At 37.8% G+C, this 14998-nt stretch carries 13 protein-coding genes; 6 read left to right on the forward strand and 7 right to left on the reverse strand.

All coding sequences use genetic code 11. From position 1 onward, the window contains the following. Positions 1-40: 40 nt before the first annotated feature. The 4 genes from IGJ04_RS05960 to IGJ04_RS05975 are packed head-to-tail and all read right to left on the reverse strand — an operon-like array spanning position 41 to position 8346. Entirely contained in the window at positions 41-3238 is a 3198-nt protein-coding gene (locus IGJ04_RS05960; RefSeq protein WP_002362298.1) for a DEAD/DEAH box helicase, read from the reverse strand. Positions 3239-3257: 19 nt separating this feature from the next. Further along, complete coding sequence (locus IGJ04_RS05965) at positions 3258-6395, reverse strand: SbcC/MukB-like Walker B domain-containing protein (RefSeq protein ID WP_438840042.1); 3138 nt, start codon at positions 6393-6395, stop codon at positions 3258-3260. A gap of 4 nt (positions 6396-6399) precedes the next feature. After that, positions 6400-7668 carry an exonuclease SbcCD subunit D gene (locus IGJ04_RS05970; RefSeq protein WP_438840043.1) on the reverse strand — a complete coding sequence of 423 codons (1269 nt, stop codon included), beginning with the start codon at positions 7666-7668 and terminating at the stop codon, positions 6400-6402. A gap of 51 nt (positions 7669-7719) precedes the next feature. Further along, complete coding sequence (locus IGJ04_RS05975) at positions 7720-8346, reverse strand: lysophospholipid acyltransferase family protein (protein WP_002356461.1); 627 nt, start codon at positions 8344-8346, stop codon at positions 7720-7722. A 188-nt stretch (positions 8347-8534) separates the two neighbouring features. On the opposite strand from IGJ04_RS05975, the gene IGJ04_RS05980 reads away from it, so the two are divergent. Continuing rightward, positions 8535-9269 carry a tRNA1(Val) (adenine(37)-N6)-methyltransferase gene (locus tag IGJ04_RS05980; RefSeq protein ID WP_002356457.1) on the forward strand — a complete coding sequence of 245 codons (735 nt, stop codon included), beginning with the start codon at positions 8535-8537 and terminating at the stop codon, positions 9267-9269. Beyond that, positions 9259-9525: a GIY-YIG nuclease family protein gene (locus IGJ04_RS05985; protein WP_002356455.1), complete on the forward strand. Its 267-nt coding sequence runs from the start codon at positions 9259-9261 to the stop codon at positions 9523-9525. Before IGJ04_RS05980 ends, IGJ04_RS05985 begins: the two co-directional genes overlap by 11 nt. A 67-nt stretch (positions 9526-9592) precedes the next feature. Here the strand turns inward: IGJ04_RS05985 and IGJ04_RS05990 are convergent, their stop codons facing one another. The 3 genes from IGJ04_RS05990 to IGJ04_RS06000 are packed head-to-tail and all read right to left on the reverse strand — an operon-like array spanning position 9593 to position 11181. Next, a complete protein-coding gene (locus IGJ04_RS05990) occupies positions 9593-10288 on the reverse strand; it encodes a 5'-methylthioadenosine/adenosylhomocysteine nucleosidase (RefSeq protein WP_010713150.1) in 696 nt (231 codons plus the stop codon). A gap of 15 nt (positions 10289-10303) precedes the next feature. Next, positions 10304-10600 (reverse strand): cell wall synthase accessory phosphoprotein MacP, encoded by a 297-nt coding sequence (gene macP, locus IGJ04_RS05995; RefSeq protein ID WP_438840044.1) that lies wholly within the window; start codon positions 10598-10600, stop codon positions 10304-10306. Further along, positions 10597-11181, reverse strand: a complete 585-nt coding sequence (locus IGJ04_RS06000) for an NUDIX hydrolase (protein WP_002356449.1) — start codon at positions 11179-11181, stop codon at positions 10597-10599. The genes macP and IGJ04_RS06000 overlap by 4 nt, the downstream gene beginning before the upstream one ends. 402 nt (positions 11182-11583) lie before the next feature. Between IGJ04_RS06000 and IGJ04_RS06005 the strand changes: the two genes are divergently transcribed. The 4 genes from IGJ04_RS06005 to IGJ04_RS06020 all read left to right on the forward strand — a co-directional run bounded on the left by IGJ04_RS06005 (position 11584) and on the right by IGJ04_RS06020 (position 14996). Further along, on the forward strand, positions 11584-12264 hold the full coding sequence (locus IGJ04_RS06005; protein ID WP_002356448.1) for a 5-bromo-4-chloroindolyl phosphate hydrolysis family protein: 681 nt from the start codon (positions 11584-11586) through the stop codon (positions 12262-12264). Between the two features lie 19 nt (positions 12265-12283). Beyond that, positions 12284-13471, forward strand: coding sequence for a toxic anion resistance protein (locus IGJ04_RS06010; RefSeq protein ID WP_002356447.1), 1188 nt, complete (start codon positions 12284-12286; stop codon positions 13469-13471). 144 nt (positions 13472-13615) lie between these two features. Continuing rightward, on the forward strand, positions 13616-14455 hold the full coding sequence (locus IGJ04_RS06015; protein ID WP_002384084.1) for an NUDIX domain-containing protein: 840 nt from the start codon (positions 13616-13618) through the stop codon (positions 14453-14455). 16 nt (positions 14456-14471) lie between these two features. Further along, the gene (locus IGJ04_RS06020; RefSeq protein ID WP_033597336.1) at positions 14472-14996 is read left to right on the forward strand and encodes a GNAT family N-acetyltransferase; all 525 of its coding nucleotides are present in this window, start codon (positions 14472-14474) and stop codon (positions 14994-14996) included. The last annotated feature ends 2 nt before the right edge of the window (positions 14997-14998 follow it).

Below are 14998 nucleotides of genomic sequence, written 5' to 3' on the forward strand. Positions count from 1 at the left end.
TCCATTTCTCTTTAAATAAGATAGCAACTATGTTGAACGGCTATTCTCCAATGCTTAAAATTGTGCGAATATCTTCTTCCGTCATTTTCGCTAATTGCTCTTCATTTCCTTGAATCACTTTTTGGAACAGCTCGCGTTTCTCTTGCTGTAAGGAATTCATTTTTTCTTCAACCGTTCCTTCTGCAATCATCCGCCACACTTCAACAACTTTTTTTTGTCCCATGCGGTGTGCCCGACCAGCCGCTTGTTCTTCGACTGCGGGATTCCACCATAAATCGTATAAAATAACTGTATCTGCACCAGTTAAATTTAGTCCGGTTCCCCCTGCTTTCAATGAAATTAAGAAGACATCTTTTTCTCCTTCATTGAAGGCATTCGCCATCGTTAACCGATCTTGAGGCTTCGTACTTCCTCGTAAATAAAACGTCTCTAAGCCTAATTCATTCAATTCTTTTTCTAAGATAGAAAGCATGCTTGTGAACTGAGAAAATAATAGGACACGACGATTGTTTTCTTTGGCAGCCACTAAAAAGTCTTTGACTTGTTCCACTTTGCCAGAACCTCCCGTGTAATCCTCAATAAACAAACGCGGATCGCAACAGATTTGTCGTAAACGGGTCAAGCCTGCTAAAATACTCATGCGATTTTTCTTGAAGGTCGCCTGATCCATTTGACTGACATCTGCTTGCATTTGTTTTAGATAGGCCAAATAAACCGTTTTTTGTTCTTCTGTTAAGACACTGTACATATTATTTTCAATTTTTTCTGGTAAGTCTGCGAGCACCGTTTTCTTGTCTCGTCGTAAAATGAATGGTTGAATCATTTTGGCAATTTCTTCCGGCTTAATTTCTCGAAAGGCTTTTTTGCCTGGGAACAATCCCGGTAAGATCATTTGGAAAATTGACCACAGTTCATCTAAATTATTTTCAATTGGTGTGCCACTTAATGCAAAACGTTGGGGTACTTTTAAACTTTTTAAGGCTTGCGCTGTTTTAGTCCCACTATTTTTAACCATTTGAGCCTCATCTAGAATCAAATAGCCTACACGCATTTCCTGATAAAGCTGAACATCTTGTCGCATACTTGCATAAGAAGTAATCAGAATATCTTCGGTGCTATTTTGTAAAAGCGCTGCTCGTTCTTGGCGATTGCCAGAAACCACTTGAACATTTAAGGTTGGCGCAAAACGTTTGACTTCGGCTAACCAGTTATAGGTTAAACTTGCAGGAGCGACAATCAAAGCTGTCCCTTTCAAGCGCTCTTCTTCTTTTTCCGAAAGTAAATAGGTAATGGTTTGCAGTGTCTTCCCTAAACCCATTTCATCAGCTAAAATACCGCCAAATTGATAATGGCTAAGCATTTTCAGCCATTTATACCCTGTTTCTTGGTAATGGCGTAACGTTGCTTGTAAGGTTTTGGGGACTTGCGCTTCAAAGTTTTCTGGATGCGTTAAATCCGTGACCATTTTTTTAAAGGAATCTGAAAAATGTGCTCGCTCGTTGTCTTCTAATAAACTTTCGATCATGAGGCCTTGGTTTTTGGGCACATGAATGACATTGTCTTCTTGATGCATATTTTTTCGCAGCTTCGTTAAAATTGCACTTGTATGGAAAAATTCCTCTGAATCAAAAGCAAGAATTTCACCACTTTTTAACGTATAAAAAGCATCATTACGTAGCAGACTAGTCAATACTGCATCGATTTCGGTTTCATCAATGCCAGTGACATCAAACCGAATATCTAACCAAGAATCCCCTTCCGCAACTTCAATCGTTGGTTGATGATGCTGGGCATCTAAATACAATTCCCGTAATTTCCGTCCCATCCGAACTTCTCCTAATTGACGGAAAGCTGGAACTTCGGCTTTAAAGAAATAATACAAGGACTCTCCAGCAGGTAAGACTTTTTCAAAGCCTGTGGTTGTTTGCTGATAGGCAAACTGTTGAAATTGCTGCTTAATTGCTGTTTCTTTTGCTTTATCTCGAACGATTTCTTGATTGACTTCAGGTAATTGAGCATATTTCGGGTTTGTCGAGAAAATGACTTCTCCATAGTGATAGTCAATCCGAGCGTTAATCCGACCTTTAATTTTCTTAAAAATAAAGACTGCTTTTAAAGGATGATGGACGACCAATTCTTCAACTGATTCTTCAACAGACACTCGACCAATTTTTTCCAATAATGGTAACACTTCACTAAATAAATCAGAGACTGTTTCTTTTTCATAAATAATTGACGGCTCTTCCAAGCGTTTCATTAATTGAAGTAACGTGGTGTAGATGGCTTCCTGCTCTTCTGTTAGTAAATAAACCGTTTGATCCGCAATCGCCCAGTGATAGTGGGCTAGAAACGTTGTAATAGGATTCTGAATAGTTAATTTGAAGCTTTGTTCCTCGGTTTTTTGCACTGTAAACGTAAGTGGCAAACTGGTTTCTTTGAACGTTAGATAGCGATACTTATGAGTTTGATTGGTCAATATAAACTGACCCGTTCGATTCATTTTTTCAACTAACGATTGACTGCGATCAATTGGTAATAATAGATAACGTTTGTCGATTTTCCCTTTAACTTGAATACCGTTTGCACCTAATAATTGGCTGGTATGATAAATTGCCGCAAGTTCTGTTAAAATTTCTTGAATCTCCATTGAAAAAGAATCATGTAGCAAGGTAAATTGGTGTTGTTTATTCACCATAAAGGTCATTTCTTTTTCATATGCTTGTAAAAAATCACCAATATTTTTCACAATATATGTTTTAGGTTTGGTCCCTTCCAAACCAATTTTTAAAGAAAGACCAATCGTTGATAATTCTGGATAGTAATTATTCGTTTCAATCACATCTAAATGAAATTCTAAACGTAAAGGCTGCAAGGGAACTTCGGCAGAAGCTTTGCTTAATTTGGCAAAGCCTTTGGTAAACATTTCAGCTGTTGATCGATTTGTTTTCTCAAAACTGACTGTTTGATTCGCTTGAATAATTCTTGACACGCCTCGTTGTTTCAGTGCCAGTTCAACTGCCACTGTATGCTTGCAATAGCCATGTTCCATCCAATATTGACATTCACAAACATCTTGTTCTTTGGCGGTACCATCCAATTCAACAAGATAAAGTTCTTCCCCTAAAACCTCAGACAACCAGATCCTTTTTTCTGGATTTTGAACGATAGATAAGACCCGGCCTTCTTGCATATATTCGCGCCCTTGTTCAACGATTCGCTCTGGAATACTCCATTTCATCGACTCACCTCCTCTTCTACTAAGCTAGCTGATAGTGAACGGTACTTTGACCATTCCCATTGCTTTTTATTTGTAATTGTTGTGGAATTCGTGCTTTTAATTCGCCAATATGACTAATAATCCCAATCATGCGGCCTTCATTTTCAATCGTTTCTAACGCCTCCATTGCCATTTCCAATGCTTCTTCATCTAAGGAACCAAAGCCTTCATCAATAAACAACGCATCAATTAAGACTCCGCCGGCTTGTTCTTGAATCACTTCTGCTAAAGAAAGTGCCAAAGCTAACGCTGCTATAAAACTTTCCCCGCCTGATAACGTGTGAGCACTGCGCACCGTCCCCGAATTGTCATCATAAATATTGATTTCTAGCCCCGTTTGATTCCGATAACTGCCTGCTTCGTGATTCAATTCAAATTGATAACGACTATTGGTCAGGCGGTCTAAACGCTGATTAGCGACTGTCAGCACTCTTTCTAAATACGTTTGTAACATATACCGTTCAAAACTAATTTTTTTAGGATTATTGCCATTCACCGTATCTGCCAACTGTTGTAGTGCAGCAACTTCCTCAAACTTGTCTTCAATTGTTGTTCTTTGCGCATTAATTTCTTGAACCAACTGTTGGTTGTTCAGCATTTTTTCATGCAGTTGATAGTATTTTTTTTCTTGTTCTTCAATTTGTTGTGTTATTTGTTCAATTTCTGTGGTGATTAAAGATAATTCTGGGAACGTATCACTAGATAATTTTTTCTCAATTTCAGCGAGTTGGATAGTCAGTTGGGTTTGCTCTTGTTCAAATAAAGCAATTTGTTCTTGCTGACTTTCTAGTGTCGGTACCTCTTTCAACCACTCCGTCAATTGGTCCTCTGTCACTCCTTGTTCTGTTAAAACTGCCTTTAACTGACTCTCAAGTTGTGCGACTGTTTGTTGAAGTGTTTGTTGTTCTTTCTCCAAATGCGTCAACGTACTTTCAAGGATCATTTCTTCTTTCTTCAAGGTTTCTCCTTGTGTCGTCACGTTTTCTTTTTGACGTTCAAATGCAGAGAGTTCTTCTTGAAGCAAAGCTTGTCGTTTAGTCATTTCTTCGTATGTGACGGTTGCATCCAATAATTGGCTAGCAATCATTTGCTGCTGGATAGTGATTCTTTCCAGACTTTGTTGCATTGTTTCTACTTGTTGTCGGAGCACTTCAAAGCGTTGAGAATTTTCAGCTACTTGTTCTTCTAGTTCCGCCAGACGGTCCTTTTCGACTGAAATTTCCGTTAGTTTTTGTGCTATTTGTTGTTTTTCTTTAGCTAATTGCGACTCAACTTCCGCAATTTCTGCAGGTGTTACTTGTGAAAAAATTAGTCCTGTTAACGGCAACTGCAAGTCAGCAAACTGCGCTGCTAATTGTTCTTGTTCCTCAGTATACGCAGCTTCCTGTTCTTGTAGTTGGCTTTCTTTCTGTTGCTTTTCCGCCCCTAATGCAGAGAGCGTTTCAGTAAATCGTTGAACCGTTTTTTCAACTTCCGTTAATTCCCGTTCCGCTTGATCAATCTCTTCTAAAGAAACTTCTTGATGAGTTTGTTGCTTTGGATGTTCTAAAGAGCCACAAACTGGGCAAGGTTCCCCCTCTTCAAGTAACAAGCTTAATCGTTGGATTTGTAAAGAGGCCCATTGACTTTTCTTTGTCTGCAACTTCGCTTCTTCGGCGCTTTTTTGTTGCTGTTCAACTGCAAACCGTTGTGTCAACTCGTGCAATTTCACTTGGTTTTGACTAATTTTTTGCCAAGCTTTTTGATTTTTTTGCCAACGTTCTACAAAATTTTGCCAATGATCTGCTACACTAGAACATTCAAAATTTGCTTTTTCAAGTGTTCCTTCTTGTTCAATAAATTGTTTGGCTGTCGCCACTTTATCCGCTAATGTTATTTTTTCCTGTTGGCAAGATTCATACTCTTTTTGAATGACTTGATAATTGGCTTGTTCTGCTATTTGTTGTTGGGCTAACTGTTCATATTCTTGGTATTGTGGTAATTGACGTTGAATCGTTTGAAGACGTTCTTGTTTTTCAGCAATCAATGGTTGTTGTTCTTCCAACTCACTCATGATTGCTTGCCAATCTGTCAATGCTTGTTGCGTTTCCATAAGAGCTTGTTGTTTGGACTTTGTTTCTTGCTCTTTTTGTTGTTTTTCGCTTCGTTTTTCAAAGACTTTTTCAGCTAAAGGTTGCTGTTTTTGGCTCCATTTTAATTGCTGAATCTGTTCCTTTAACCGCTCAATGACGGTTTCCTGTTCAGCTTGTTTTGCTTTCTTTTCCAGTAATTCTTCTTTTTGCTGTTGCAAGTTTTGTCGTTCTTCAATAGCATAACGAACTTGCTCTTTTGCTTGTTTGGCTTGTTTTAAGGTTGCAATTTGTTCTCTTTCAACTAATAATTGTTGCTGAGCCTCTTGTTGTTGGCTTTCTAATAATTGAAGTTTTTCAAAAAGTGTCATTGTCGGTTCAGGTTCTTCTGACCAATGCAACTGTTCTGTTTTCAGTTCAATTTTTTGCTGGGTTTCTTGAATCTCTTGATTGGCAATTTTTAAGCGTTCTTTTAAATTTTCGCTGAACAACTGATACAATTCTGTTCCGAATAAATTACGCAAAACCTTTTCTTTTTCATCACTTTTAGCAATTAAAAAAGTCCGAAACTCTCCTTGTGGTAACAATACAATTTGAGCAAATTGATTGGCATTCAAATGCAATAATTCTTGAATGAGTTCGTCCACTTCACGTCTTTTAGAATAGGCTCGTAGTTCTTTCCCTTGAGCATCTTTGACAATTAAAGAAATTTTGGCACTTTGTTTACGGACTCCTGTGCCACGTTTTTTAAAAAGTTCTTGTTCGGGAAGGCGGTTCAGTTCATAGAGATACTCGTTATGTTTAAAAAGCAAAGTAACTTCAGTGGCTTCTGAGGGGTCAGCAAATGTGGAACGCATTTCTTTGCCTAAACGTAATTTTCCAGAACTTTCACCAAACAAAGCATAGCTCATTCCATCAAAAATCGTTGTTTTCCCAGACCCTGTTTTTCCACTAATTAGAAAAAGTGAAGAATCTTCAAACTTCGTAAAATCAATGGTTTCATTAATATACGGTCCGAAGTTTTTCAATGTTAAAGATAATGGTTTCATCCTGTTACTTCCCTCTTTCTAATTGATTAAGTGTACTCAGTTCTTCTTGGACCCATTGTGCTTGTTGTTCTGTCAAGGCCTCTCCTGTCACATCGTAAAAAAAGTCATGCAGATGTTCTTCTGGTGAACGTTGTTCTATTTGTACCACTTTTTTCTGATTTCCGTTGCTTGTTTCTCGACCATTCAAACGTTCCAACCCAATAATTTTGGGGTAAATTTTTCGCAATTGATTCATCATGTTGGGAATGATCGCTCGGTCGGTTAATTGGACATGTAAATAATTTTCCCGATTCACTTCTTGATAAAAAGCGGGATCCGTTAACTGCTGAAACGAGCCCGTCAATTGTTGAATGTCTCGCAATGGTTTCAAAGTACGGAATTTAAAATGAACTTCAGCTTCTGTTTCAACAAGCCAAACACCCTTTTCTTGTGTCATTTCTGATAAAGAAAATTTTACAGGCGAGCCACTGTATCGAGCATTAGGTGCCTGCAACGCATTTTTTCCATGTAAGTGGCCCAACGCGACATAATCAAAAGGCTCTAACAAAGCCGTCGGTACAACATCCAAACCACCCACTGTTAATTTTGTTTCAGAATCAGTTTTTTCACTGCCAGCGACAAAAAAATGACTAACTAACACTTGTTTTTTGTTGGGGAGAAAAGATTCTTGCATTTTCGCGACAACTTTTTCCATCGCCGCCTGAATCGTTCGAATCGTTTCATCTTCAAAATATAAGCGAGCCGCAATCGGTTCAAAATAAGGCAACAAATAAAATTGGGTATTGTCGATTTCAATTGGTTGAAAGGCTTGTTCTAAACGCGTATTCAAATGAAATTGCGTTTGGTTAAACCAAGGGCCTCCTGTTTCTAAACGAGTGCTGCTATCATGGTTTCCCGAAATAGCTAACACGGGGAAATGCTCTTTGAGATTCATTTGAATCATCATTTCATTAAAAATCTCGACTGCTTCAACCGCTGGAACAGAGCGATCATACAAATCTCCAGCGATCACAACAGCATCCACTTGCTCTTCTTTCGCAATTGCTAAGATTTGTTTAAAGGCTTCCCTTTGTTCTGCCAATAAATCAAAACCATGTAATTTTTTGCCAATATGCCAATCTGCTGTATGTAAAAATTTCATTTTTTCACCGCCTAAAAAAGTCCTTCTTATTATTATAACAAATTTCTGGTATTTTTTAAGAAAATCGGACAGAAGAATTAGATTTTTAACAAACTTTTTTCTTAACGCAAGAAAAAAGACAGGGAGCATCATCTTTTGATGAAACTACCTGCCAGTAACATTCCTATTCTGTAGCGGTTTGTTTTATTCTTTTTCTGTTGATTCATATTTAAAAGTTGGATCAATTTCTTTATCTAACTGATCAAATGCTTCTTGCATCCGACGTTCTACTTCAGCTAAACCGTCTTTATCCATTTTTTTAATATCGCTAATATCGATTGGCTCCCCAAAACGAACCGTTACTTTTTTACGTTTAAACAACTCTTTTAAAGTTAACGGACCTTGATAAACAGATGGCACGATAGGTACTCGCCCCATTTTAGCAATCAAGGCTACCCCGCCTTTTAATTCTGAGGAATGACGCGTACCACTGGGGAACATAATCAAACTTAAATCAGAATTTTTTAAAATTTTGACAGGTGTTTTAATCGCGCTGGGACCGGGCTTCTCACGATCCACCGGAAACGCATTCGCATGTTTTAAAATGAAACGTAAAACAGGATTTTTAAACAACTCTTTTTTTGCCATAAAACTAAACTTCTTAGGACTGCCAGCAACAGCTAAATACAGCGGTTCCCACCATGTTCGATGCGGCGCAACTAAGACATAGTTTTGGTCTTTTGGTAATTTTTCTTTATTTTCATAATGTGCATTTCCATTAATCACAAATAAAATGACGCGAACCACGCCACGCATAAATGTAAAAAACATAATTTTCTTCCTTTCTTCTCTCCGCTTTCTAGTATGCCGAAAGCTCTACCTTTTGACAAGCTTTTTTTACGTCTATCAATTAGAGAAATAACATGTCCCTACTAATCTAGGGAACAGATTTTGTCATACGGGTTTAAAAGTAGTATAATACATGAACAATCAGATGAAAAGTTGGAGGTTCTTAATCTATGTTATTATCCGGCGAACGGATTGATCAATTATATGCGGATGATATTCAAATTATTCAAAGTAAAGAAGTCTTTTCTTTTTCCATTGATGCAGTCTTATTGGCTAATTTTCCGCAACTACCAAAAAAAGGCAAGATTGTCGATTTGTGTGCTGGCAATGGCGCGGTCGGCCTCTTCGTTAGTCGGAAAACAGCTGCAAAGATCGACCAAATCGAATTACAACCTCGTTTGGCAGATATGGGTCAACGAAGTATTCTATTAAATAAATTGGAAAAACAAGTAACGATGTATGAACGTGATTTAAAACAAGCGACAGAAGTCATCAAAAAAGATTCTGTGGATTTAGTACTATGTAACCCCCCATACTTTAAAGAACGACCAACTAGCCAAAAAAATCCAAACCCGCACTTAGCGATTGCCCGTCATGAAATTCACACGTCTCTTCAAGAAGTGGTCACTGTGTCGGCGGATTTATTAAAAACAAATGGTCGCCTCGCAATGGTTCATCGTCCTGATCGTTTCCTGGATATTTTACATGCCATGGAAAACGCCAATATTGCGCCGAAAAAAGCTCGGTTTGTTTATCCGAAGCCAGGCAAAGAAGCTAATGTTTTACTAATTGAAGGCATTAAACAAGGCAAAAAAGACGGTTTTCGTGTGTTACCACCTCTTTTTACATACAATGAAAAGAACGAATACGAAGCAGAAATGAAGGCTATGCTTTATGGAGAATAAGAAATCCCATTATTTTTATGTTTTACTTTGCCAAGATGGTTCCTTTTACGGTGGCTATACAACTGAGCCAGAACGTCGATTAACCGAACATAATAGCGGAACTGGTGCAAAATATACTCGATTAGCCAAACGACGGCCAGTCAAAATGATTCATACAGAGAAATTTGAAACACGTAGCGCGGCCACCAAAGCCGAAGCCGCCTTTAAAAAATTAACGCGCAAACAAAAAGAACAGTATTTAAAAACATTCCATTAAATGACAATAAAAGAGAAAGAAACAGCCATCATTTCATTGATGAAATGATGGCTGTTTCTTTCTCTTTTTAAACTAAGTTTTCGACAAAATGAATAACCATTTCGGCTGATTTTTTCCCAGCTTCATCGATGAATTCGTCAAAGCTTTGAGTTGCTTCGCCATCTGCTGTATCACTCATTGCCCGTACAACTAAGAATGGAATATTGAACTGTGAAGCGGCTTGGCCAATTGCTGCGCCTTCCATTTCACAAGCTAAGGCTTCAGGAAACTCTTTCTTAATTTTGGCGATTTCCTCAGCGCTATCCACAAAAGTATCTCCAGTAACAATCAATCCTTTACGAATAGCTAAACCAGTTTTTTCAGCAGCTTTCGCAATTTCCATCCGCAAGTATTCACTTGTTTCAAAATACAAAGGCACACCACCAGGCAATTGTCCATAGGCATAACCAAAACCAGTGACATCAACATCAAAGTAAGCTAATTTGTCTGCAATGACTAAATCGCCGACTTTTAGTCCTTCACCGATACCACCAGCAGAACCGGTATTAATCACCATATTTACGCCATATTGATGAATCAATAAAGTCGTGGTCACAGCTGAGGCCACTTTACCAATTCCTGAACGAACCACAATCACCTCATGTCTTCCTAACGAACCAGAAACAAATAAAGCGCCTGCTCGTTCCCATGACATCGTGTCTGTCAATTTTTCTTTTAGAATTTTGACCTCTTGATCCATTGCTCCAATAATTCCAATTTTCATAGTGATTCCTCTTTTCTATAAATTCAAAACGATATACGCCACAACGACTAATAAAATCGCTACAATAATAATTGCCTTGTTTAACCAAGTACTCCGTTCTCGACGCTTCGAGTATTCTCCTACTCGTGACTTGTTGATCGGTTTTTGTTTTTTCTTTTCTTTACGATAAAACGTCGAAATTTCTTTTTCTTTTCGCTTATACGCTTTTTCCGCCAGCTTCTGCTCTTCCTGCTGACGACGTTCTGCTTCTTTTTCTTCTGCTTCTCTGCGTTTGCGAAGCTCTGTCCGAGTGACTAACGGACCTTTGCTCATTGCGTGTCCTCCTTAAACTGTCTCTGCAGTAAATACAATTCCCAGTATTGTATAGCAAAAAGTGTTTTGGCATCACAAATCGTGCCTTTTGCCACCTCTGCTTTGGCTTCAGCTATTGTTAGCTCGTAAAGTTCCAAGATTTCATCTTCATCTTGAGGACGCGGATTTTCGACTTTCTGCAAATCCGTTGCCAAATAGAGAGCCAATTTTTCATTAGCAAATCCTGGTGACAGATACATTGAATTTATGTAGGTAAGCTGACCTGCACGATACCCAGTTTCTTCTTCTAATTCCCGCATAGCCGTCGTTTCCAGTTGATTTTCTTCTCCAGGATCAATTTTTCCCGCCGGAATTTCTAAAATTACTTGTTCCAAGGGTTTTCTAAATTGTTTAACTAAGACGATTTTTCCTTCTGCGGTTAACGGAATCATAGCTACTGCGCCTGAATGAAAAACCAATTCGCGTTTAGCAGTGCCGCCTGTCGGTAAAGCCACGTCATCCAAAAAAACATCAATAATCTTTCCTTTAAAAATTTCTCGACGTTGAAGTGTTTTTTCTTCGAAGTCCTCATAATTTAACATATCTTTCACCAACCTTTCTTGTTTATCATACCCTAAAATGATAAAAATCGCACCCCTTCTTCTCTAGTTAAACCCTTTTCAAAGAAAAAAATTTATTGCTTTAGAAAAAAATTACATTTTCGAAAAAAAATAGACATAAAAAATTCACAACTTCCTTGTATTATTTAAGCATACCAACAAACAACCCTAACAAAACACTTTTTCATTTTTAACTCCTTTCCCGTCCTACCCCCAATTAGGACGGGTCTTTTTTTGCGTTTTATACTTTTTTTCTTAGGATTTCACTAAATCATAAAATACATCTTCCGCTGTATGTCTTTTCTCTCACAGAGTATGCTAAAATAACTATTGTAACGAGAGCTGACTCTTTCGAGGATTAGATAGATAGGAGGAACTATATAAATGAACAAATTAAATACAAAATTACTGATTGGCTACATTCTTTTAGGAGCCTTAATCATTGCTGTCGCTAGAGAATATGGCTTCTTCGCTTTTGTGATTCTGGTAGGCTTTTTAGTATTCGTTCTCTATCGAAAAAAGAAAAATGCCGCCGACAAGAGCGATCAAATGCCTTACTTAACGAAAGATAAAGAAGCCCATTATCGTGAGTTGGGGTTATCTCCACAAGAAATTGATTTTTTCAGAAGTACAATGAGCACAGCCAAAAAACAAATCATACAATTACAAGAAAACATGAATCGTTCAACTAAATTACGGGCGATTGACTTACGTAATGATACTACGAAGGTTTCTAAAGCTCTGTTTAAAGAGTTAGTGAAAGAACCTAAAAAGTTACACTTAGCCAATCACTTTCTCTATACACATTTACCAAATATCGTTGACTTAACAAGTAAGCATTTAGAAATCGAACAACATGAAGTAAAAAACAAACAAACGTATGAAAAATTAGAAGAAAGCGCACAAATCATTGACCAATTGTCAAAATTAGTTAAAAATGATTATGAGGAAATCGTTTCCGATGACTTAGACGATTTAGATGTCGAAATGTCGATCGCTAAAAGCAGCTTGTCGCAAAAAGCTGCAACTGAGGAATCACCTCAAGTAAACGAAGACCAGCAATAATCATTAGGGAGGAAAAAAAATGACTGAGCAACAACCCAAAGAAACAACATCTGTAACCAATACATTGGACGATTTATTAAGTAATCCATTTTCATCAATGGATGAACTAACACCAACGCAACAAAATGAACTATCTGAGTTAAAAGAACAGCAAGCAGCTCCTCGTTTAATTGATAAATTACCACAAGAACGTCAAGCCCAAGCAAAAGAGTTAGCTTCAAAAATTGACGTTCAAGATTCACAAGCAGTAATTACCTATGGTTCAAATGCCCAAATCAAACTCGGCGAATTTTCGCAAGCGATGTTAAACCACGTTCAAGCACAAGACATTGGTCCTGTTGGTGATTCACTGACCGATTTAATGTTTCGTTTAAATGAAGCTAATCCCAATGAATTACGTGCTGGCGAAGGCAACTTTATTCAAAAAATGTTAGGTAAAGTCAAACAATCCGTTTACGAAATTACCGCCAAATATCAAAAAATTGGTGCGCAAATTGACAAAATTGCTGTCAAATTAACCCATGAAAAAGATGGTCTTTTAAAAGATAATGCCATGTTAGATCAATTGTATCAAAAAAATAAAGATTATTTTGATGCCTTAAACATCTATATTGCCGCTGGGGAATTAAAAGCAGAAGAACTACGGACGCAAATTATTCCTGAAGCCATGAAAAAAGCGGAAGAATCTGGGGATCAAATGGATGTCCAAATTGTTAATGATTATAACCAATTCCTAGACCGTTTAGAAAAAAGAACCCATGATTTACGCTTGGCTCGTCAAATTACGATTCAACAAGCCCCACAAATTCGTTTAATTCAAAATACTAACCAAGCCTTGGCTGAGAAAATTCAATCATCGGTGAATACAGCGATTCCGTTATGGAAAAACCAAGTAGTCATCGCCTTGACCTTACTCCGTCAAAAAGATGCTGTGACTGCTCAACGTCAAGTCTCTGAAACCACCAATGACTTACTGAAGAAAAATTCAGAAATGCTAAAAATTTCTGCAATTGAAACAGCAAAAGAAAACGAACGTGGCCTAGTCGATATTGAAACATTACAAAAAACACAAAATGATTTAATTGAAACTATCCAAGAAACATTACGTATTCAACAAGAAGGAAAAGAAAAACGCCAAGCTGCCGAAATCGAACTTGGCCATATGGAAGAAGATTTGAAAAATAAATTATTAGAATTAACACAATAAACACTGTCTAGAACAAACTTCTTATAGTACAAGCCTAGGACAAAAATCACTTTGGATTTTTGTCCCAGGCTTGCTTTTCTTTTTACGCTTGAATATTGTATTTCAGCCACTTAATGATACAATAAAAGAAAACCATGTTTCTTTTTGAAAGGAGGAGCAATTGTGCCACAATTTGCTTCTAAAGCCGAAGAAAAAAATTATTATGAACGCCAAGCTAGCTTAGCAGAGTTTTTAACTTGGTATCATCAACAAGAATTACCTGAATATGAAAAACCCTCTTTAACCGTTGATATGGTTCTTCTTTGTTACAACAAGGAAGCCGATCAATTAAAAGTCTTACTGATTCAACGTAAAGGTCACCCCTTTAGAAACTCATGGGCGCTTCCTGGCGGTTTTGTTAATCGTAACGAATCTACTGAAGATAGTGTTTTAAGAGAAACAAAAGAGGAAACTGGTGTGGTGATTTCTCAAGAAAATATTGAACAATTACACAGCTTTAGTCGCCCAGATCGTGATCCTCGTGGCTGGGTCGTGACAGTCAGCTATTTAGCCTTTATTGGTGAAGAACCTTTAATTGCTGGCGACGATGCCAAAGAAGTCCACTGGTTCAATCTTGAACGGCATGGTCAACATATCACGTTATCTCATGAAGATGTGGAAATTACTTTAGACTTGAAAACAGCGGCCTCTCTTGGTAAAGATACATTAGCCTTCGACCATAGTGAAATTATAATTAAGGCGTTTAATCGTGTTGTTGATAAAATGGAACATGAACCGCAAGTGCTTCAAGTCTTAGGAAAAGATTTCACCATTACGGAAGCCCGTAAAGTTTTTGCGAAGTTCCTCGGCGTTGATTATCGTAGCATTGACCATTCAAATTTTAAAAAAGCCATGACACAATATTTTGAAGAGTTAGGTGAACGTCCCGTTGGCATTGGCCGCCCTTCAAAAATTTACCAATTGAAAACAACAACAGGTTTCTAAGAGGAGGGAATATTTTTTGACTGTTTACTTAAGAAAAGCAGAACCTTCTGATTTGCCTGACATCCTTGCTATCATTGAAGATGGACGCCGCACCTTACAAAAAAGTTGCATTCCCCAATGGCAAAACGGCGATGGCCCGAATCAAGAAATTTTAGCAAAAGATATCGACCAGCAAACTTGCTATATTTTAATGGTTGAGGATGCCTTAGCAGGCGTTGGTGTTTTATGTTCGGAGATTGATCCTGCTTATGAAGCGATTTTTAATGGTTCTTGGCAACCTCATTCTCAAGCTACGTATACGGCAATTCATCGTGTTGCTCTAAAAAGTTCCTTTCAAGGTCAAGGACTGGCCTTGGTGCTTTTGCGCTCACTGGTTACAGCCGCTCGTTTGCAAGGCGCTACTGATATTCGAATTGATACACATCCACAAAATCTCGCTATGCAGCACCTGATTAAAAAAGCTGGCTTTGTTTATCAAGGTGACGTGATTTTAGATGTTAACGATGGCGAACGTTATGCTTATCAGATGATATTGAAATAAAA

Origin of the sequence: Enterococcus sp. AZ050 (assembly GCF_051715085.1) — a bacterium.
In the GTDB taxonomy this organism is placed as follows: domain Bacteria; phylum Bacillota; class Bacilli; order Lactobacillales; family Enterococcaceae; genus Enterococcus; species Enterococcus faecalis.